The organism is Pontibacter virosus (genome assembly GCF_003096355.1).
GTDB classification, from domain to species: domain Bacteria; phylum Bacteroidota; class Bacteroidia; order Cytophagales; family Hymenobacteraceae; genus Pontibacter; species Pontibacter virosus.
The window spans coordinates 199,339-220,544 of sequence record NZ_QEKI01000002.1 but is presented as its reverse complement, the minus strand read 5'-3'; the positions used below and the strand labels follow the sequence as shown (position 1 = coordinate 220,544).

The 21,206-nt window shown below is 50.5% G+C and carries 19 protein-coding genes; 11 read left to right on the top strand and 8 right to left on the bottom strand.

Annotated elements, in window-relative coordinates:
* Window positions 1–88: 88 nt before the first annotated feature.
* The 5 genes from C8E01_RS03960 (at window position 89) to C8E01_RS03940 (ending at window position 6,238) form a co-directional block, all read left to right on the top strand.
* On the top strand, window positions 89–1,258 hold the full coding sequence (locus C8E01_RS03960) for a glycosyltransferase family 4 protein (RefSeq protein ID WP_116542062.1): 1,170 nt from the start codon (window positions 89–91) through the stop codon (window positions 1,256–1,258).
* Complete coding sequence (locus tag C8E01_RS03955) at window positions 1,245–1,868, top strand: sugar transferase (protein WP_116542061.1); 624 nt, start codon at window positions 1,245–1,247, stop codon at window positions 1,866–1,868. Before C8E01_RS03960 ends, C8E01_RS03955 begins: the two co-directional genes overlap by 14 nt.
* A 350-nt stretch (window positions 1,869–2,218) precedes the next feature.
* Window positions 2,219–2,824, top strand: coding sequence for an acetyltransferase (locus C8E01_RS03950; RefSeq protein WP_116542060.1), 606 nt, complete (start codon window positions 2,219–2,221; stop codon window positions 2,822–2,824).
* Window positions 2,821–3,951: a DegT/DnrJ/EryC1/StrS family aminotransferase gene (locus tag C8E01_RS03945; RefSeq protein WP_116542059.1), complete on the top strand. Its 1,131-nt coding sequence runs from the start codon at window positions 2,821–2,823 to the stop codon at window positions 3,949–3,951. The genes C8E01_RS03950 and C8E01_RS03945 overlap by 4 nt, the downstream gene beginning before the upstream one ends.
* Before the next feature lie 355 nt (window positions 3,952–4,306).
* Window positions 4,307–6,238, top strand: coding sequence for a polysaccharide biosynthesis protein (locus C8E01_RS03940; RefSeq protein WP_116542058.1), 1,932 nt, complete (start codon window positions 4,307–4,309; stop codon window positions 6,236–6,238).
* A gap of 145 nt (window positions 6,239–6,383) precedes the next feature.
* Here C8E01_RS03940 and C8E01_RS03935 read toward each other — a convergent pair whose 3' ends face one another.
* From C8E01_RS03935 to C8E01_RS03920, 4 genes are all read right to left on the bottom strand, one after another.
* A complete protein-coding gene (locus tag C8E01_RS03935) occupies window positions 6,384–6,707 on the bottom strand; it encodes an endonuclease domain-containing protein (protein WP_317046893.1) in 324 nt (107 codons plus the stop codon).
* 201 nt (window positions 6,708–6,908) lie between these two features.
* A complete protein-coding gene (gene fahA, locus C8E01_RS03930) occupies window positions 6,909–8,180 on the bottom strand; it encodes a fumarylacetoacetase (RefSeq protein ID WP_207774864.1) in 1,272 nt (423 codons plus the stop codon).
* Window positions 8,181–8,315: 135 nt separating this feature from the next.
* Window positions 8,316–8,582 (bottom strand): NifU family protein, encoded by a 267-nt coding sequence (locus C8E01_RS03925; protein ID WP_116542056.1) that lies wholly within the window; start codon window positions 8,580–8,582, stop codon window positions 8,316–8,318.
* A 5-nt stretch (window positions 8,583–8,587) separates the two neighbouring features.
* A complete protein-coding gene (locus C8E01_RS03920; RefSeq protein ID WP_116542055.1) occupies window positions 8,588–9,691 on the bottom strand; it encodes an Mrp/NBP35 family ATP-binding protein in 1,104 nt (367 codons plus the stop codon).
* 276 nt (window positions 9,692–9,967) lie between these two features.
* On the opposite strand from C8E01_RS03920, the gene C8E01_RS03915 reads away from it, so the two are divergent.
* The 4 genes from C8E01_RS03915 (at window position 9,968) to C8E01_RS03900 (ending at window position 14,881) form a co-directional block, all read left to right on the top strand.
* Entirely contained in the window at window positions 9,968–10,504 is a 537-nt protein-coding gene (locus C8E01_RS03915) for a transposase (protein ID WP_116542054.1), read from the top strand.
* Window positions 10,505–10,737: 233 nt separating this feature from the next.
* The gene (gene dnaG / locus C8E01_RS03910; RefSeq protein ID WP_116542053.1) at window positions 10,738–12,666 is read left to right on the top strand and encodes a DNA primase; all 1,929 of its coding nucleotides are present in this window, start codon (window positions 10,738–10,740) and stop codon (window positions 12,664–12,666) included.
* A gap of 89 nt (window positions 12,667–12,755) precedes the next feature.
* On the top strand, window positions 12,756–13,997 hold the full coding sequence (locus C8E01_RS03905; RefSeq protein WP_116542304.1) for a bifunctional 3,4-dihydroxy-2-butanone-4-phosphate synthase/GTP cyclohydrolase II: 1,242 nt from the start codon (window positions 12,756–12,758) through the stop codon (window positions 13,995–13,997).
* Between the two features lie 212 nt (window positions 13,998–14,209).
* Complete coding sequence (locus tag C8E01_RS03900; RefSeq protein ID WP_116542052.1) at window positions 14,210–14,881, top strand: hypothetical protein; 672 nt, start codon at window positions 14,210–14,212, stop codon at window positions 14,879–14,881.
* Between the two features lie 11 nt (window positions 14,882–14,892).
* Here C8E01_RS03900 and C8E01_RS03895 read toward each other — a convergent pair whose 3' ends face one another.
* From C8E01_RS03895 to C8E01_RS03885, 3 genes are all read right to left on the bottom strand, one after another.
* On the bottom strand, window positions 14,893–15,663 hold the full coding sequence (locus tag C8E01_RS03895; RefSeq protein ID WP_116542051.1) for an ABC transporter permease: 771 nt from the start codon (window positions 15,661–15,663) through the stop codon (window positions 14,893–14,895).
* Window positions 15,664–15,670: 7 nt separating this feature from the next.
* Window positions 15,671–16,561, bottom strand: coding sequence for an ABC transporter ATP-binding protein (locus tag C8E01_RS03890; protein WP_116542050.1), 891 nt, complete (start codon window positions 16,559–16,561; stop codon window positions 15,671–15,673).
* Window positions 16,562–16,793: 232 nt separating this feature from the next.
* Complete coding sequence (locus tag C8E01_RS03885) at window positions 16,794–17,549, bottom strand: DUF2490 domain-containing protein (protein ID WP_133242714.1); 756 nt, start codon at window positions 17,547–17,549, stop codon at window positions 16,794–16,796.
* An 83-nt stretch (window positions 17,550–17,632) separates the two neighbouring features.
* Here C8E01_RS03885 and C8E01_RS03880 point away from each other — a divergent pair, with 83 nt between their 5' ends.
* Together C8E01_RS03880 and C8E01_RS03875 are read left to right on the top strand one after the other, a co-directional pair.
* A complete protein-coding gene (locus tag C8E01_RS03880; protein WP_116542048.1) occupies window positions 17,633–18,223 on the top strand; it encodes a DUF3267 domain-containing protein in 591 nt (196 codons plus the stop codon).
* Between the two features lie 156 nt (window positions 18,224–18,379).
* The gene (locus C8E01_RS03875; RefSeq protein WP_116542047.1) at window positions 18,380–19,579 is read left to right on the top strand and encodes a dipeptidase; all 1,200 of its coding nucleotides are present in this window, start codon (window positions 18,380–18,382) and stop codon (window positions 19,577–19,579) included.
* Between the two features lie 74 nt (window positions 19,580–19,653).
* Here the strand turns inward: C8E01_RS03875 and C8E01_RS03870 are convergent, their stop codons facing one another.
* Entirely contained in the window at window positions 19,654–21,135 is a 1,482-nt protein-coding gene (locus tag C8E01_RS03870) for a PQQ-dependent sugar dehydrogenase (protein WP_116542046.1), read from the bottom strand.
* Window positions 21,136–21,206: the final 71 nt, after the last annotated feature.

Here is a 21,206-nt window from a genome sequence, read left to right as displayed (position 1 = left end):
AAACCCTGAAAGACCCAGATTTCTCATTGCATTCGAAATGACAGTTTAAGAATAGATACCTTTGCACTCGAAAACAAATTTTACCCCAATGCCCCCAGTTCTCATCCGTATCACTACAGTACCGCTTTCACTCCAAAAACTGATTACGGGTCAGTTACCTTATATGCGATCCAAGGGGTTTGAGCCGGTGATGGTGTCGGCCACAGGGCCGGAGGCAGAGGCAGTGGTACGTGAGCAAGAGACACCCCTGATCGAGATCGGGATGACGCGTAAGATTACGCCGGTGCAGGATGTGAAGGCGCTCTGGCAATTTTACCGTCTCTGCAAAAAACACAAGCCTGCTATCGTACACTCCCATACCCCGAAGGCTGGCATCATAGGCATGTTGGGCGCAAAACTGGCTGGTGTGCCAGTACGCCTGCACACAGTGGCCGGGCTTCCGCTGATGGAAACTCAAGGCAAGACACGCCGGCTATTAGAGGCGGTGGAGAAACTCACCTATGCCTGTGCCACCAAGGTATATCCCAACTCAACTGTGCTGAAATACTTTATTCTGGAAAGCAGATTCTGCGGACCAGAGAAAATAAAAGTGATTGGCAATGGGAGCAGCAACGGTATTAATACAACCTTTTTCAGTAGAGAGCAATTGATTACTGCTAAACTGGAAGAGCTGAAAGCGCAGCTAGGTATAAAGCCCGATGACTTTGTATTTGTGTTTATCGGACGTCTGGTGAAAGATAAGGGAGTACAGGAACTGGTGACTGCCTTTAAAAAACTACAGGGGCAGCATCCGCAGATAAAGCTATTGCTGGTAGGGCCGTTTGAACAGGATCTGGACCCAATCGCAGATGAAATATTGCAGGAAATAAAGCAGAACCCTGCTATCCTGTCGGTTGGTTTTCAAAATGATGTGCGACCTTACCTGGCCATCAGTCAGGCGCTGGCTTTTCCATCCTACCGTGAAGGCTTCCCCAATGTACCCATGCAGGCAGGATGCTTCGATCTTCCCGCTATCGTGACCGATATCAACGGCTGCAACGAAATCATACGTCAGGGTGATAACGGCCTGATCGTGCCGCCGAAGTCGGTGGAGGCTTTGTACGCGGCGATGGAACGTTTGATCACCGATAAAGCAGCTTATGCCCATATGCGGGTGCAGGCACGCAAGATGATCGTGGAGCGTTACGAGCAGACCCATTTTTGGGAGCTTTTATTACAGGAATACAGATCCCACTTAAAACAAGATGAAGGTATATAGCCGTTTCTTTAAACGCCTGATTGATTTTATGCTTAGCCTGATAGCTTTCATCGTGCTGCTGCCCGTTTTCTTGGTGGTCACGCTGCTGCTGGCGATTGCCAATGATGGCAAGCCATTCTTCCTGCAGCCACGCCCAGGCAAGGACGGCCGCATCTTTCGGGTGATCAAGTACAAAACCATGAACGACAAGCGGGATGCACAGGGTAGTTTGCTACCGGATGCTGATCGTCTTACCCCTATAGGTTCATTTGTTCGCAAAACTTCCCTGGATGAAATACCGCAGCTGCTGAATGTGATCAAGGGGGAGATGTCCCTGATTGGTCCCCGCCCTTTGCTGGTGGAATATCTGCCGCTTTACAACGAAATACAACGCCGACGCCACGAAGTGCGCCCTGGAATCACCGGCTGGGCACAGGTGAACGGCCGCAACGCTATCAGTTGGGAAGAGAAATTCCGTTATGATGTGTGGTATGTCGATAATATCTCTTTTTTGCTGGATGTGAAGATTATTTTCATGACCATTGGAAAAGTGTTTAAGTCGGAGGGAATAAGTGCAGAGGGAGTTGCTACGATGGAGCGGTTTAGGGGGAGTAATTACGCGAAAGATTAACCCACCCCTCCGATTAGGGGAATTATGGGGAACAACTGTCATCCCCCTGCCCCCTTCAAAGGGGGACTTTTCTTCTCCTGCCAGTATATAGGTATAAGCTTTGTTTGAGCATTGATGGGTTCACCTCACTAGATTTTACAAAAAGAATTACACCTGCGGTTGTCCCCCTTTGAAGGGGGCAGGGGGATGATAATTGTGCTCAGGAATCCTGTTAATCTTTAAATCCTGTAAATCCTGGGAATAGGGGCCCTAAACAAAGCTTCAGACAAGCACTATTCCAGATTTCTCATTACATTCGAAATGACAAACTGAGAATTCTTACCTTTGCAGACACCATACCAGAACCAAACATGTACCTGTACGGCGCTAGCGGACATGCGAAAGTGATCATCGATATCCTGCGGGATATGGGTATACCTGCGATTGGGGCCTTTGATAAAAATCCTGCCATAAAGGAAGTGGGTGGTATACCTGTGCTTGGACCTGAGGTGGAGCAGGATCCGGAAAAGTCTGTAATTATCAGTATCGGCGATAATGCTATTCGCCGCCGAGTTGCTGAACAACTGAAGCTGTCGTTTGGCAAGGCCATCCACCCCACGGCGATCATCTCACCATCCGTTACCATAGCCGAAGGCACCGTCGTAATGCATGGAGCCATTGTGCAAGCTGATGCTACAATCGGGAAACATGTCATTGTGAATACGGGTGCCAGCATCGACCATGACTGTAAGATAGGCGACTATGCACATATTTCGCCGGGGGCGGTGCTGAGCGGGAACGTGCAGGTAGGAGAGGGTACGCATATTGGTGCCGGCGCCGTTGTGATCCCCAACCTGAAAATTGGCAAGTGGTGCAAAATAGGCGCAGGTGCCGTGGTGATACGCGATATACCTGATGGCGTCACCGCAGTAGGTAATCCGGCCCGAATTATAAAAGAACATCTGACAAACATATGAATACAAAGATCTGGCTCTCTTCCCCACACATGGGAGCAAACGAGTTTAAAAATGTCAAAGAGGCATTCGATACCAACTGGATCGCGCCACTTGGTCCGCATGTGGATGGCTTTGAGCGTGACCTGGCCGACTTTCTGGGGGAAGGCGTACATGTGGCCGCCCTGAGCTCGGGTACGGCGGCGCTGCACCTGGCACTTATTATGCTGGGGGTACAGGTAGGTGATGAAGTGATCTGCCAAAGCATGACCTTTTCGGCTTCGGCTAACCCGATCGCTTACCAGGGCGCCACACCGGTCTTTGTGGACAGCGAGGAGCGGACCTGGAATATGTCGCCGGACATACTGGAAACTGCAATAGAAGATCGCATTCGCCAAGGCAAAAAGCCCAAGGCAATCATCGTGGTACACCTCTACGGTATGCCAGCAGAGATGGATCGCATCATGGCAATAGCCGACCGCCACGGGATACCGGTAGTAGAAGATGCTGCTGAGGCTTTAGGTTCTACCTACAAAGGCCGCAAGCTGGGCACCTTCGGGGCGATGAGCATCCTGTCCTTCAACGGCAACAAGATCATCACGACTTCTGGTGGTGGCGCGCTGGTTTCAAACAACGAAGCCTACATTAAGCAGGCTCGTTTCCTGGCTACGCAGGCCCGTGACGCGGCTCCACATTACCAACACTCGCACATTGGGTATAACTACCGCATGAGCAACGTGTGTGCTGCCATCGGCCGCGGACAAATGGACGTGCTGCTGGAGCGTGTGCAGCAGCGGCGTGCCAACTATATCTTCTATCAGGAGGAACTGGCTGCTATACCTGCTATTCAGTTTGCAGAGGAGCTAACTGGAGAATACTATTCTAACCGTTGGCTCAGTACGGTGCTGGTGGACGAAAGCCAAGGGGTGAGCCGTGAGGACATCCGTTTGGCAATGGAGCGGGAGAACATTGAGTCGCGCCCGCTTTGGAAGCCGATGCACCTGCAGCCGGTGTTTGCCAGTGCGCCTTACTATGGTGATGGGACGAGCGAGCGCCTGTTTGATCAGGGACTGTGCCTGCCATCTGGCTCCAACATGACGGACGAAGAAAGGGAACGGGTTGTAAACTGTATCAAAGCCTGCTTCGCCTAAATAAGAAGCGTACCGTGCAAATAATATAAAATCCACCTGCGCTTTATTATGTTACGCAAAGCACTGGTGGATTTTTACGTATAGGCTACTAACTGTGTCATTTGAGATACAACTAGTTAATATCTGAAATGTCAGTTTTTTTCTGTAATTTTGGACGGCTTGTTTATCTTTTAATAATGTGAAAGATATAATTATGCTGGTAAAGCTACGTTAGGGATTAGTTAATGTGTGGAATGTTAGAGAAATCCTGAAGTAGACAGGAACTTTTGACTGGACAAAACAGGTATTAATTTAAATTAAAACGAAACCAGCCTTTCGCCGTAATTTAAGCTCTTTTCTACCCCGAAAATTTCGTATGAAAACATTTTTACAGAACAAGGCTTTACCAAAATGGATCATTCTGATCATCGATCAAATCATCTCCACTTGGTCTTTTGCTTTGTCCTTCTTCATCATCCGCCAGTTTGATTTCGAAACCATTCTGCGCGGTCACTTCTTTGTATATAGCAGCATATACCTGGCAATCTCTGTCATAGTGTTTTATGCGATGCGTATCCACACGGGCCTGATCCGTTATTCCAGTACCGACGACATTTACCGCATCTTCACGGCCGTCCTGATAGCCAGCCTGCTCTATGGTGCTATCGTCGGCTTTTGGGTCTCACCTGAGCTCCATATTGACTCTGTGAACATCTACGTGGTGCTGCTGGTTAACTTCTTTATCAGTTCTTCGGTGCTGATCATGATGCGACTGGGTGCGAAGGCCTTATTCTATTATATTAAACGTGGCGCGAGTGGCGAAAAGGAGTCTGTGTTGATCTACGGAGCGGATAGTTTTGCCATCCTGGTAAAGCAGGCGCTGGAACTTAGCAACGCAGGACGCCTGAATATAGTGGGTTTTGTGGACGACAACCCCAATAAGATCGACAAGCACATTCAGCAGAAGCGAGTGTATCATATCAATGATGTGGAGAAATTACAGCGGAAGCTGAAGATCGATAAACTGGTTATTCTGAGCGAGGACCTGAAATCGGATGCCCGCAAGAACGCGATCGAAACCTGTGTGGAGCTCGGTATAAAGGTGGTGACTGTGCCGCCAACAGAACAGTGGATGTCGGGTCAGTTGCGTATGAACCAAATACAGGATCTGCGTATTGAGGACCTGCTACAGCGCCCACCGATCGTGATCGAGAACGACAAGATATGCGCTGACTTGGCCGGTAAGCGTATCCTGATCACAGGAGGTGCTGGTTCTATCGGTTCAGAGATCGTACGTCAGGTGCTGTCTTATAAGCCAGAAATGGTCATCATATGCGATCAAGCGGAATCTCCGCTGCACGAATTGCAGCTGGAGATGGAAGAGCATTATCCGGAGGCCAATCTGAAAATTTGCATAGCGGATATCCAGAACTTCAATCGCATGTATGCCCTCTTCAAGGAGTATAATCCGCAGATGGTGTACCATGCCGCCGCCTACAAGCATGTGCCGATGATGGAAAGTAATCCGTCTGAGGCCATCCTGACGAACGTGATGGGCACCAAAAACCTGGCTGACCTTTCCATGACCTTTGATGTGGAGAAGTTTGTGATGATCTCCACGGACAAGGCGGTGAACCCGACGAACATCATGGGGGCCTCGAAGCGTATAGCTGAGATTTATATTCAGTCACTCAACAACATCAGTGCGCAGCCCAAACTGCAGGACAATGTGAAAGGCACGGCCCTGCAGCAGACTCGCTTCATTACGACCCGCTTTGGCAATGTGCTGGGCTCGAATGGGTCTGTTATCCCACGCTTCCGCAGCCAGATCGAGAAAGGCGGTCCGATCACGGTAACACACCCCGATATCACCCGCTACTTCATGACGATACCGGAAGCGGTGCAGTTGGTGCTTGAAGCCGGTACAATGGGCAGAGGCGGTGAGATCTTTATATTTGACATGGGGCAGCCTGTGAAGATCGTAGACCTGGCCCGCAAGATGATTAAGCTGGCCGGTCTGACATCCAACGACATTGAGATCGTGTTCTCAGGTTTGCGTCCGGGAGAGAAGCTCTATGAGGAGCTCCTGAACCAGGAAGAACTCACTATCCCGACTCACCACGAAAAGATCAAAGTATCGAAAGTGCGCGAATACACCTACAACAAGGTACTCGCCAGCATCAACGAGCTACTCAACCTCAACAAAGAAGGCGACGAGGTGGATACTGTCAAGCAAATGAAAAAGATCGTACCCGAGTTCAAAAGCAAAAATTCCAGATTTGAAGAGCTGGACTCGATGGTGCAGTAGACCTCCCTTGCATAAACAGCAAAGGCCCGGTAGATCCGGGCCTTTGCTGTTTATGATCATAAAGCTCTTCTGTAACTTCAAAAGCAGTGAAAAATCATCTTGTTGGGATTCCCCTCCTCGGAGGGGTAGGGGTGGGTTTCACGTGCTATCTGTTCTCCAATACCCAAGCTTCAACTTCACGTAATACATTAGAAATGTTTTGCTTCACCTCAATGTCTTCAAAGCGTAAAAAACGCACACCTAAACTCTCGAGTTTTTCCTGTCTAGCTTTATCTACTTCATAAGCGTAGTCATGGCTATCACCATCAATTTCAATTGCTAGCATCAGATCCTTACAATAGAAATCTACAATGAAATTATCAAGTGGTTTTTGCCGATCAAAGTCTAAGCCATGGAACTTCCTTCCCTTAAGTTCATCCCATAGTAGAACTTCTGAAAGAGTACTATTTCCACGAAGTTGCTTTGCCAAAGCTTTTAAATGTGGCTTGTAGGGTATAATTTTCCGCCTCATTTGTGAACGATTAACCCACCCCTAACCCCTCCGAGGAGGGGAATTGTTCCCCACTTAATAAGTTTAGTGCATTTAACTTTATTTCTGTGAGTGTCAAAGCTAAGAACCCTTCAAAAGCTAAACTCCCACTCCTGTTTTTAGGAGGGGGCTGGGGGGAGGTTACAACGCCGGCAGTACCCTGCTCCTCACTTCCCCAAAGCCAATCCTGATCCCATTCCGCTCTGCAAAACCGCGCATGATCACGGTATCGTAGTCGTTGATAAACTTACGCTCGGTGCCGTCGGATAATTTAATGGGCTGTGTGCCGCGCCAGGTGAGCTCGAGCATGGAGCCGTAGGAGGTTTTGTCAGAGCCGCTGATGGTGCCGGAGGCATACATGTCGCCGACCTGTATGTTACAGCCGTTACTGCTCTGGTGGGCCAACTGCTGGTTCATGTTCCAGTACATGTACTTAAAATTAGAGCGGCAGATGCTGTTCTCTTGTCCGTCTTCTGGTTGCAGGAGCACCTCCAGGTTAATGTCGTAGTTATGGTCACCATGGAACTCCAGGTAAGGTAGTGGTTTCGGGTCCTGCACAGGTCCTCTCACGCGGGAAGGCTCAAGGGCGTCCAGGGTGACAACCCAGGGCGAAATAGAAGAGGCAAAGCTTTTGGCCAGGAATGGCCCCAAGGGTACATACTCCCAGGTTTGCATATCACGGGCTGACCAGTCATTGAAGAGCACAAGGCCGAAGATATAGTCATCAGCTTCATCCGGGCTGATCATATCACCCAGCTCAGTTTCGCGGCCGGTGATAAAAGCCACTTCCAGCTCAAAGTCAAGCAAGCGAGAGGGGCCAAAGGTTGGTGCATCAGCATCGGGTGCTTTGGTCTGGCCGTTCGGACGGCGTATGTCAGTGCCGGACACGATGATGGAAGAGGCCCGGCCATGGTAGCCGATCGGAATATGTTTCCAGTTGGGCAATAAGGCATTTTTCGGATCGCGGAACATCGTACCCACATTGGTAGCGTGCTCGATGCTGGAGTAGAAGTCCGTGTAATTACCTACTTTCACGGGCATCAGCATGCGGATGTCGCTTCGCTTGATCAGGCAATCCTGCATCAGCCTGCTGTTACCACTGATCTCGTCGTTGTCGTTGCGTAATAGCTCCGACACACGGTTTCTTACAGACCGCCAGGTTGGTTTGCCCAATGCGATGAAATCGTTCAGGTATGGGCGGTGGAAGACAGTCGGGTCTACGTCGAGGAGTTCGAACAGATTGTGCTGCGCGACCGCATAAAGATCGAGCACATAATCACCGATGGCCACACCCACGCGTGGGTCTTTGGTGGCTGACTCAAAAATGCCGAATGGAAGGTTCTGTATGGGAAAGTCACTCTCAGGTGCTATTTCGATCCAGGAATGCAGGGAAGGGTCGTTCGCTTTTATCATAGTGCAAGAAAATCTGGGTTGTTAGACAAAGATAGAGATTTTGGAGGGTATGGGAAACAAAAAAGCAGGCACCGATTTCTCGGTACCTGCTTTAAATTTATTGTCTTTTATCAGAAACTCTTTTCCCTGCAAAACTTAAGGCAGTGGAATGACATTCACAGCCTCAACCGCCCTGATCTCAGGTACAGCTTTCAGTACAGATTGCTCTACACCCGCTTTGAGCGTCATGGTAGACATTGGGCAGGTGCCACAGGCGCCGAGCAACTCCAACTTCAGCGTCATGTCATCGGTTACTTCGAGCACTTTCACGTTACCGCCGTCAGCTTCCAGGTATGGCCTGATCTGGTCAAGGGCACTCTCAATGCGAAGTAAAAAATCGTTGTCAACGTTAATGGTTGCCATCTGTCTTAGCTTTTAATTTCTACAGGTTGTGTTTTGGCCAAAGTCGCGTTGCGAACAGACACCTGCTGGGCAACAGCCTGGGCCAACTCTCTGAAAACACCAGAAGCCGGAGAATCGTTCTGCAAGGCCACCGGAGTTCCTTCATCACCGCTCTCACGGATGCTCTGTACCAACGGTACCTGGCCTAATACCGGCACGTCAAACTTCCTGGCTAGGTTCTGCCCACCTTCCTGTCCGAAGATGTAGTACTTGTTCTCAGGAAGTTCAGCAGGAGTAAAGTAAGCCATGTTCTCGACTACACCCAGCACCGGCACATTGATCTGCGGTTGGCGGAACATTTGCAGACCCTTCTGCGCGTCGGCAATAGCTACCTTTTGAGGAGTCGTTACGATTACAGCGCCCGTAACCGGCAGCACCTGCACCATGGTTAGGTGGATGTCAGAGGTTCCCGGAGGAAGGTCCAGCAACAGATAATCCAGCTCGCCCCACTCTACATCGCTGATGAATTGCTTCAGCGCAGAACTTGCCATCGGGCCACGCCAGATCACCGCATGGTCAGGGGGCGTCAGGAAACCGATCGACATCAGCTTTACGCCATATTTCTCTACCGGAATGATGTAGTTCTTGCCGTGGTCACCTTGTACCATGCTCGGACGCTGGTCTTCAACACCAAACATAGTAGGTATGGACGGCCCGAAAATATCCGCATCGATCAGGCCTACTTTAGCGCCCGACTGTGCCAGGGCAATGGCCAAGTTGCTGGTAACCGTAGACTTGCCAACGCCGCCTTTTCCGGAGGCCACTGCAATGATGTTTTTCACGCCTGTAAGTACTTCGCTGCTGCCTGCGCGACCAGAAGTCACACGGGAAGTCATGTTCACGGTCACTTCCGCCTCCTTGTCCACCATGGTATGGATGGCACGGATGCAGGCGTTGCGGATGAGGTCTTTGAGTGGGCAGGCCGGTGTGGTCAGGATCACGGTGAAACTCACGTCCTTGCCGTCTACCTGTACATCCTCTATCATGTTGAGTGTCACCAGGTCCTTGCCAAGGTCCGGTTCCTCCACATAACTGAGGGCTTTGAGTATATCTTCTTTTGTAATAGCCATAGTGTTAATTGCTTTTGTGAAGCCTTACAAAGATACAAACAAAAAAACTTTAAACATGATTTAGGGAATGGAGATTCATTCTTGTAGGGACAGGTCGCGACCTGTCCGGGGTATAGCTGCACGATGAAACTGTAACGGCAGAACCAAAAGCAATATGCAGGATGGTGTGTGCAATGGGGGAAAGAGCTGACGGTGAACGATTGCCGGTGCACGATTGGACAGGTCGCGACCTGTCCCTACAGGTATTGATTCTGTGACTTGCCGTATACTGGTTTTATGAAACGCCCTGATCGAAAACAAAACAGGTTAGATGGCTATGATTACAGCCGTGATGCTTTATATTTTGTGACTTCGTGTGTGAAGGACAAGATATGTTGTTTTGGGGAAGTAATAAACGGTGAAATGCAGCTTAATGAGTACGGGTACATAGCTGAACAACAGTGGCGCTGGCTGGAGGAGCAGTATCCGTATGTTATTTTACATGCTTTTGTGGTGATGCCCAATCATGTGCATGCCATCATCGAAATAGATAGATATGCTGTAGGGACAGGTCGCGACCTGTCCGCGCGACGACAGTCCGATGAAACAAGTGCATCTGCCTTTTCAAATCCAAAAGTTAAATCACTGTCAGAATTAGTAGGTGTCTATAAGACCACAACATCTAAACGTGTTCATGCCATAGGGTTAACTGATTTTGCATGGCAACGATCCTTTCATGATCATATTATTCGTAGTGACAAGGCTTATCACCAAATTCGGAATTACATTTTGAGCAATCCTGAACGATGGACAGAGGATGTATTTCATCAATAGGACTTTAACAGCGGCCAGAGTCCGCCCGATAACACACACTCTCGGGACGCGAACGAGGGAAGATTGCTGGAAACTCTTTCTCATGTCTGTAGGGAAGGGCCGGGATTGGGTATAATACCTCAGCTAAAGGGAAGACCCGGCATCAGTGAAAATCCTGAAAATTCTTTAATCTTTCAATCCTGATTCAGACAATTTAAACCTTATATTTGTAACCCTCTCAAAATTGCATACCCATGTCCCTGATCCCAAAAGAAGTAGTTGACCAGATCCTTGCCCAGGCCGATATAGCGGAAGTGGTGGGGGATTTTGTGTCGCTCAAGAAAAAGGGGCAGAACCTGTGGGCGAACTGTCCTTTCCATCACGAAAAGTCACCGTCTTTTTCGGTGTCGCCGGCCAAGGGCATTTACAAGTGCTTTGGTTGTGGCAAGGCGGGCAACTCCGTACAGTTTATCATGGATGTGGAGGGCACAAGCTTTCCGGAAGCGCTGAAATACCTGGCCAAGAAGTACGGCATTGAGGTGCCCGAAGACGAGCCCAATCCGGAATATGCCCGGGAGCAGAGTGAGCGCGACAGCCTCTACATCGTATCGGATTTTGCCAGCAAGCACTACCAGCAACTGCTGCACAGCCATGAGGAGGGGGCGATTGGACAATCCTACCTGAAGGAGCGCGGGCTGAGCAACAACACTATCAAAAAGTTTGAGCTCGGGTATAGCCTCGATGCCTGGTCTGACCTGACTGATGCGGCTCTGAAGGCGGGTTATAAGCAGAAGTACCTGGAGGCGACAGGCTTAACCATTGCAAAGGAGGACGGCAAGAAATACGACCGTTTCCGGGGGCGTGTCATGTTCCCGATCCATAATATTTCGGGACGTGTGATCGGCTTCGGTGCCCGTACGCTGAAGAGCAACGATAAAAAAAGCCCGAAGTACCTTAACTCGCCCGAGTCAGAGATTTACCACAAGAGCAATGTGCTCTATGGCATGTACCAGGCCCGGCAAGCGATCCGCATGCAGGACAACTGCTACATGGTGGAGGGTTACCTGGACGTGCTTTCATTGCACCAGGGAGGTATAGAGAACGTGGTGGCTTCGTCGGGTACCTCGCTGACCGAAGGACAGATCAAGCTTATTGCCCGCTATACCCAGAACATCACAGTACTGTACGATGGCGACGCAGCAGGTATAAAAGCCTCTCTCAGAGGGATAGACCTGATCCTGGAGAATGGGCTGAACGTGAACGTAGTGACTTTTCCTCCCGGAGAAGACCCAGACTCTTACATCCACAAGGTAGGAGATGAGAAGTTCAAGGCCTATGTGGCGAAGCACGCGCAGGATTTTATCTCTTTCAAGACCAGTCTGTACGCCGAAGAGTCGAAGGGCAACCCGGTGAAGAAGGCGGAGGCGATACGTGAGATCGTAACCTCTATCTCTAAGATACCAGATCCAATCAAGCGTTCGGTTTTCTTCCAGAGCTGTAGCCTTATCTTCGATATCGATGAGCAGCTGCTGATTTCGGAGTACAACAAGATGCACCTGCAGGAGCGCCAGCAAAAGCAGCAGCGCTCGGGCAGTCCGGAGGATCTGGCAGAAGCGGAAGTCTATGAGGCAGAACAGATGGAGGCTGAAAAGCCTGCCACGGAAGCCGATAGCCTCAAACGCTACGAACGCGAAATCGTGCGCATGTTACTGAACTACCCTGACAAGGTGCTGGTGGACGGACAGAACACCTGCCAGTATATGCTCGAGCAGTTGGAGGATGTAGAGTTCCGCACACCACTGTACGCCCGCCTGATCGAAGTGGTAAAGGAGAAATTGCTACAGGGCGTTATACCTGTGGCAGATGATTTCATCAACTATCCTGATCAGGAGATACGCACCGAGGCAACCAATTTGCTGTCAGACCCCTACGAGCTTTCTCATAATTGGGAGACTCACCAGATTTTTGTGCCCCATGAGTCGGATCTGCTGCCATACGGTGCTGAACGTGCCGTGCTGCGCCTGAAATGGCGTAATGTACAACTTCTCATGAAAGCCGAAATGGAGAAGCTCCGCCTTGTCACAGACCCAACAGAGCAGGACCGGGTACTCCAGGTCATCTTCCAGCTCAAATCCTTCGAAAAGCAGATCGGCGACTTATTAGGAATTGTGGTGAATAAGTAAAATTAAACTTTTTACCTTTGCAGCGCATTTCATAATAAAGGAACCACCTGGCCCATACTTACAAAATGGGTAGGTACATGAAGGTATACATGGAAACTAATTCACTAGAGCCTATCAAGCTCGATTTAATAGAAGATGCGATTGAGGACATCCGCCAGGGTAAGATCATTATTGTGGTGGATGATGACGATCGCGAAAACGAGGGCGACTTTATATGCGCGGCAGAGAAGGTAACCCCGGAGATCATCAACTTCATGGCAACACACGGCCGCGGCCTTATCTGTGCGCCGCTTACCGAAGAACGATGCGATGAACTAGGACTTGAGTTGATGGTGGGCCGTAACACGGCCCTGCATGCCACGCCTTTCACCGTTTCAGTTGACCTGATCGGGCATGGCTGCACCACTGGTATATCTGCCTCTGACCGCGCCAAAACCATTCAGGCCCTGGTAGACCCTGCTACAGACCCGAATGCCTTGGGCAAACCAGGCCATATTTTCCCGCTGAAAGCGAAGAAAGAAGGTGTATTGCGTCGCCCGGGCCATACGGAAGCGGCCGTTGATCTGGCACGTCTGGCAGGTCTTGCACCAGCGGGTGTACTGATCGAGATCATGAATGAGGACGGTACGATGGCCCGCTTGCCAGATCTGGTGAAAGTGGCGGAGCGTTTCAATCTGAAGCTGATTTCGATCAAAGACCTGGTAGAGTACCGACTGAAGAAGGAGAGCCTGATTGAACGCGAGATAGCGGTAGAGTTACCAACTGATTTTGGGAATTTTGACCTGTATGCCTTCACACAGCGCAGCAACGGTGCCAAGCACCTGGCCCTGGTAAAAGGTAGCTGGAATGAAGATGAGCCTGTGCTGGTTCGTGTGCACTCTTCGTGCGTGACGGGTGATATTTTCGGCTCGTGCCGTTGCGACTGCGGTCCACAGCTGCACGAGGCCATGCGCATGGTAGAACGCGAGGGCAAAGGCGTGATCGTGTACATGAACCAGGAAGGGCGTGGTATTGGCCTGATCAACAAGCTGAAAGCCTATAAACTACAGGAGCAGGGCCGCGATACCGTGGAGGCCAACCTGGAGCTTGGCTTTGGGATGGACGACCGCGACTACGGTGTGGGTGCCCAGATTCTGCGTGACCTGGGTGTAACGAAGATGCGCCTGATTACAAACAACCCTAAAAAGCGCGTTGGCTTGATCGGTTATGGGCTGGAAGTAGTTGAAAATATGCCGATAGAAATTGCGCCGAACCCACACAACCAAAACTACCTGACCACGAAACGCGACAAGTTAGGGCATGAGATCCTGAAAAATACGGTTGTACGCTAAGCAGCCTTGATTTAAATTAAACACGAGCCCGTACCATTAGGTACGGGCTTTTTTTTGCACAAAACTTTCTACGGCCGCTAAAGATAAATTTTGAAAAGGCCTATACCGCTTCCGGTTTCTTACGTTTAGATTTGTATGTAAACTTGTGTAAAACAATAGGTTATGTGGTATGTTTTAAGATAAAAGATTTACGTCATTTAATATTTAAGCTGATGAGAAGACTGGGGACCAAGTATCTGTTTTTATCGCTATTAGTAACTTTTGCCTGTGGGAATGTGCCAGCTTGGGCGCAATCTAATCAGGGGTTCGATACAGAGCGCTGGCTCTACGGAAAAGTTGTACTGGTCACCGGCGACAGCCTGCAGGGGGCTGTAGTCTATCACCCTGCGCAGGATGTCGTACAAATAGCATCAGAAGATGGTATTATCAATTCCTTCTCGGCAGTAAGTGTCAGCCATTTCATGATCAGCGGCGTGTACAATGGGAAGCCGCAGGTTTTTCGTTCGTTGCCCTGGAACAAGGGCAGCATCCAGAGCGATTTCAGGGTGCCAGTGTTCTTTGAGCTGATCAACCAGGGAGAGCTTGTGCTAATGAAACGATACATTGGGGTGACAGCAGCAAAAGCAGATCAGCAGTATGCAACGGCATCCATACAAACGAGCTACTTCCCACATTTTGCAACAGAAGGCGATGAATTGCAGGAAGTGTTGTACATGCTGCTGCCTAACGGGGAAATCGTGCAGTTACGGAAGCCTAAAAAAGATCTGCTCAAACTGTGTGGCGTCCATACAGGGAAAGTAAAACAGTATGCCAAATCCAATAAGCTTGACTATAACAGCTCTAAGGACCTGCGCAACATTGTCGACTATTACAATACGCTTTAAAGCAAGGGCCTCTATAGATCGCGGAGGCGCACCAGCAGGATGGAGGCAAGCACGAGCAACCCAATGTAAAACAGAGCAGGCAGCACAGCCCAGGCAGGACTTAGCGCCATGGTGGGGGTAGTAAGGCCGTCTATAATATCCTGCCCTGGAGTAGGAGTGAGGCTGCCAAATACTTTCATGGGCATAAAGCGGTCAATACGGTCATCGATCTGATAATGGATGATCGGCTCCACGATTTTGGACCAGGCCAGAAAAGCGATGATGGCCAACCCGCTTTTACGTATTAAAAAGGCGAAGAACATGGCCAGGCACATATACCCGACAGCCTGCACAAAGAAATAAGAGAGGTAATCGATCTTGCCAACTATGGCTCCTATACTGGTGTCCGAGCTGTAAATCAACCCAAATAGAAGGCCCATCACCAGCAAAAAGACAGTCCCGATTGCCGCCAGGCCCAGTGAGACGTAAAATTTGGCCAGCACCGCTTCTGTCCGTGAGCGCCCGTCTATCACCTGCTGCCTGAGTGTACGGTAGCTGTACTCGTCCGTAACCAGCACAATGACCAGTATGCCCAGCAGTAGGTTAAAAAAATAGGCGATGTAGGAGAAGCGCATCCACAGGTTAGGGAAATCGTACAGCGATTTGCCCAGCGACTGCCCGCTAATCATGAAATTGCTACTGAAATAGATCAGAAGCACTTGCAGCAGCACATAGATGGCCATAATCACCCAGAAAGTTGGATATTGGAGTATTTTTCTGAGCTCGGATCTGATCAGGTTCATGCGGGGCTTATTTTTGGGTGAGTTCAAGGAATTGCGCCTCCAGACTTTTGCGGCGCACCAGCAGTTGAGAGAGCACGATGCCCTGCGCAAACATATCGCGGTTGAGGTCGGTGCTGGTATAGCCCTCGGAAAGTGTGAGGCTGATGTAATTCTTATCTTGGACAAACTGCACAATGTAGGGCAAGCGTTCCAGGAGTTGCAGTACAGGAGCCAACTCCTCGGCACTGATCACTAACTGATCTTTGGTGGAGAGGATATCCCCCACCGGACCATTGGCTTTGAGTTTGCCTGCCTGCAGCACCGCCACGTGTGTACACACTTTCTCTACTTCGTCGAGCAGGTGGCTGGCCAGTAGGATGGTTTTGCCCTGTGCGGCGATCCGGGTGATCAGGTCGCGCACTTCGGCTATACCTTGCGGGTCGAGTCCGTTGGTGGGTTCGTCGAGCACCAGCACTTCCGGATCGTTGAGCATGGCTGCGGCCAGGGCCAGGCGCTGTTTCATCCCTAGCGAAAAGCCTTTGTAGGTGGTGTGGCTGCGGGTGCCGAGGCCCACCATGTCCAGCATTTTATTGATGTGCCGGTGGTCTGCCTGCTTGGTGTCGGCTACCACCTGCAAGTTTGCCTTGGCAGTCAGGTAGGGGTAGAAATTGGGTGTCTCCAGTAATGCGCCCACCCGCTGTTTGGTTTCTTTGCTGATAGATCGTCCAAACCACAGAAAGCTGCCACCGCTTGGCCGGATCACGTCGAGCACCATACCCAGGGTGGTAGTTTTGCCGCTGCCGTTTGGACCAAGTAAGCCATAGATACTGCCCGCTTCCACCTGAAGCGTCAGTCGGTCAACGGCCTGCAGGCTTCCGTATTTTTTAGAGAGTTCGTGGAGGTGTAAGACTGTTGCCATAGCGGGGAGTCGTTTAGACAAATATACCCTTTTTCTGATACTGACAAGAAAAGAAAAGTGCTCCTGCTATACCTGAGCAGTGCACTTTTCTTTTTGTGAGAATAGACTTAATGCCTCCTGGCATGCTGTTCGGCACCTTTGTTAAGAAGGCCAAGCTTCTACTATCTAGTGCCAAGATCCCCCGGAACAAGTTCAGGATTTTCAACTTGCAGGATGACGGGAAGTGGGGCAGCTAATTATCGTTTCTGAAATCCAGATTGTAGAAAAGGCTTACCTGCAAGGTATGGTTGTGTTCGAAAACGGTGCCGCTGGCTTTCTGCACGATTTGGTTGAGATAACCTAGTTCCAGCGTGGCAGCATCGCTGATCTTATACCCCATAGCGGCATAAGCCCGGTTCTGGTCGAAGATGTTGCGCTGGATGTTATGGCCAAAGCCAATGAAGATTTCGTCATAGGCCGCCAGGAAGGGCTCCCCGGCCTCAATGCTCGTTCCAATAAGCGGAAGGGTAGCTTTGAGCATATAGCGTGCCCTGTTCAGGTAGGTGGAGGACTCGGCTCCGGCCGGTTTTATCCAGCGCTGCTCCAGTCGGTAACGGTGCGTCAGGCCTACCCGCGATATGCTGTTTCTGAGCTGCAACTGCTGGTAAATGCGGTGCTCCGGAAAAGTGTCCGCCGCCGGAAAGTCGCCGTAAGGGTATGTTTCAATGTAGCCGTAACCCAGCGTGAACATGGCTGATGGCGTGAGATCATAGTTTATACCTGTGCGGACAAGCAGTTGCTGCGGGTCTTTGAGTATATTGTGCCGACGCCACTGCAGTTCGGTATGCAGCCCCCACCTGGAGGTGAGTTTGTGGTCGCCAAAGTACATGTACCAGCCATTGTGGTTGAAGTCCTTTACTCGTTCGCTTTGTGCCTGTGCCACAAAGCTCCATCCTAAAAGCAGGATCAGGCCTGGCACTATTCTGTAGAGTATACCTTTGCATGTCATGCAGGCAAAGGTCAAACCCAAAAGGATGAAATTCAACTTGAATTTTTGTCAATTTTTTACTACTTAGAAGTGAAATTAGCAGCATGCAAGCAGGAGAAAAATACAGAAAAACAGAACTCAGCATGTCCGCTGCCGAAGCCAATGTGCGGGCCCTGAGCTTTATTGTTCCGATAATTGTGATTTACGCAGCGGCTTATTGGCTCATCTGGCCCGAACAGTTCACTACCCAAAATCTGCGACAACTCGTGCAGACGCAGCGGGATTTACTGATGATCTCTCCCATGATCATGCTGTTGGTTTTTGTGCTAGGGGCAGTGGTGCACGAGTTGCTGCACGGTCTTACCTGGGCAGTCTTTTGCCAAAACGGACTAAAATCGATCAAATACGGCGTGCATTGGAAATTACTGACACCTTATTGCCACTGCAAAGAAGTACTGCCGCTGAAACACTACGCGATAGGAGGGATGATGCCGGGCCTGGTGATGGGCTTGCTGCCAGCACTGGCAGGTATAGCGATGGGCCATTTCCTGCTCTTCCTGTTCGGGCTGTTCTTCAGCATGGCAGCTGCCGGCGACCTGCTGATCCTCTGGATGCTGCGCCATCAGCATAGCGCCGACCTCGTGCAGGACCACCCGGACAAGATCGGGTGCTACGTACTCAGTGACAAGGTATAGCTGGCCTGCCATACTTTCTTATACCTATGATAACTCATGCACCGATCCATTTTTTTTACTTCTCCAATCTGATTGTGAAGAATCGGTTGCTTTAGGAAAGTCGCGCCTTTTAACTATATTTAAGGTATGGCACTTTGTGACTTTAAGCATCAAATTATGATTTATAAGAAACTACTAGGTGGAAGTTTAGCACTGGCAGCCTTGCTTTGCAGCAATCTGACGGCGTCGGCACAGGATTACAAGCAACTGCACGAACAGGCGATCGTGGTAGACACGCACAACGATGTACTGATCTCGGTTCTGGAGGGACTGCGACTAGAGGACGACCTGCGCGGCAAAACACACTCTGATCTGGCCCGCTTCAAAGAAGGAGGCGTAGATGTGCAGGTGTTCTCCGTTTGGAGTGATGAAACCTATGGGAAGGGCAAAGGCTTTAAATTCGCTAACCTGCAGATCGACTCTTTATACGCCATTGTGGAACGTAACCCGGACAAGATGATGATCGCCCGTACGCCTGCTGATATAGAACAGGCCATTGCGCAAAACAAAATGGCAACCATGATCGGAGTTGAAGGCGGCCATATGATGGAAAGCAATCTGAAGTACTTGGAAGCGCTGCACAAACGCGGCACCATTTACATGACCCTGACCTGGAACAACTCGACTCCCTGGGCGACTTCTGCCTTGGACGAGACAAGTGGCAAGCTGCCTAAGAACCGCAAGCCGGGGCTAACCAAATTTGGCAAGCAGGTGGTGCGCAAAATGAACTCCTTGGGCATGCTGGTTGACCTGAGCCACGTAGGCGAGCGCACTTTTTGGGATGCCATGGCCACCACCACCAAACCGGTGTTGATCTCACACAGTTGTGTGCACCATTTCAATCCACACTCCCGCAACCTGAAAGACGACCAGATACAGGCCATCGCCAAAAACGGTGGCGTGATACACCTCAACTTCTTTTCCGGTTTTCTGGATCCGGAGTATGACAAACGCATGAATGCCTTCCGGACCAAACATAAGGCAGAGGTAGACTCGCTGCGCAAAGCAGGTGCAAACTCGATTCAGATCTTTGACTGGGCCATGGCAAACTATCCGGAAGAAGCCTCGCAACTTCGTCCGCCTCTCTCATTGCTGATGGACCACCTCGACCACATTGTAAAGTTGGTAGGCGTAGACCACGTGGGCCTCGGCTCTGACTTCGACGGCATTACCTCTACCCCGCAGCAGTTGGATAGTGTAGCAGATATGCCCGTAATTACTCGTGAGCTAATTGCCAGGGGGTATAGCGAAGAGGATATAAAGAAGATACTCGGGGAGAACTTTCTGCGCGTGCTACGAGCTAACGTAGGTTCTTAAGCAAGTACAGGTATAAAAAAGGTCAGGCCCAATTGCTGGGCCTGACCTTTTTGTTTGTAGCCGGATCCGTTCAATTACTCTACTGGAACAACCCTGTAAATTGTCCCCGGGCTCTCTACCGCAACATAGATATACCCATCCGGTCCCATTTTTACATCACGCACGCGGCCTATGTTTTTGAGGAGCTTTTCTTCACTTACGATCTTATTGCCATCCATTTTGAGCTTGCTCAGGAACTGGAATCGCAGGGAGCCAACCAGCATATCGCCTTCCCAGCCTTTGTAGCGATTGCCCGTCACGAAGGCCATACCCGATGGGGCAATGGAGGGCACCCAATACCAGAGTGGCTGCTCCATTCCTTCTTTTTTGGTTAGTTCCGTCAGCACGGTACCGTTGTAGTTGATGCCGTAGGAGATAACGGGCCAGCCGTAGTTCTTACCTTTCTCGGCGATGTTCACTTCGTCACCGCCGCGCGGACCGTGTTCGTTTGTCCAGATAGCGCCGGTGCTTGGGTGGATGGTCATGCCCTGGATGTTGCGGTTGCCGATGGTCCAGATGGAAGCGATGGCGCCCTTTTCGTTCACGAAGGGATTGTCGGCAGGTATAGTGCCGTCGTCTTTGATGCGGTGTACCTTGCCCGGTGCGCGTTCTATCGTTTGGGCATTTTCGTGGTGCTGACCACGATCACCTACCGACACATACAGCAGACCATCGCGACCGAACTCCAGGCGTGAGCCGTAGTGGTGGCGGGTGCGGGCCCAAGGCTGCGCCTCGAAGATTACTTTCTGATCGGTGAGTTTGTTGCCGTCCAGTTTGGCGCGCATCACGGCTGTGGTCGAAAGCGTCTGATCACCTTCTTTCTTAAAGGCAGAGTAGGAGAGGTAGATATGGTTGTTTTTTGCGAAGTCAGGGTGCAATTCCACGTCCAGCAGGCCACCCTGACCCTGCGCCAGAACCTCTGGCGCACCGGCTATTTTCTGCAACTGGCGGCTTCCTTGCGGCAGACGGTAGAAAGCCCCGTTGCGATCCGTGATCAGCATGTCGCCGTTTGGCAGGAAGGCCATGCCCCACGGAATCTCCATACCTGTCGCGACCGTGTCGAGGCGATAGCTGAGTGCTTCGGAGGTATAGACGGCTGCGGCTGTGGATTCTTCGCTGAAGTCGTATTGCTTCACATTCTGTATACCTTCCTGTATGTAAGCGACAAGAGCTGTGATTTCCTGATCATTGAAGGTCTGTCCGAAGGCGGGCATACCTTCATCGGGGTAACCCTGTTTGATGGCGGCAAACAGGTTTTCGGCGGTGTTGCCATGCTTCCATTTGCGGTCGGTGAAAGCTTCCATCTGTTCGCCGTGGCAGCCGGAGCAGTAGCTGGCGTAGTTGGTGCGGGCTTTCTCCAGTTGCGCCTCGCTGAGAGCTACTTCTTGAGTAGAGTTTTGCGCAGCAGGCTGTGCGGCAGTGTCGGTTGTACTGGCGCTGCTGCCGGAACTGGTGCAGCTATCTAATGTGATCAGGGCTAATCCCAGCAGAGGGAGCAGGTGTGGTGTTTTTAACATAGATTCGTGTATTTAAGTCTTGCAACTTTATGTGGAGCGAAAGCCACCTTCATGGGGTGGCTTTTGCTTTT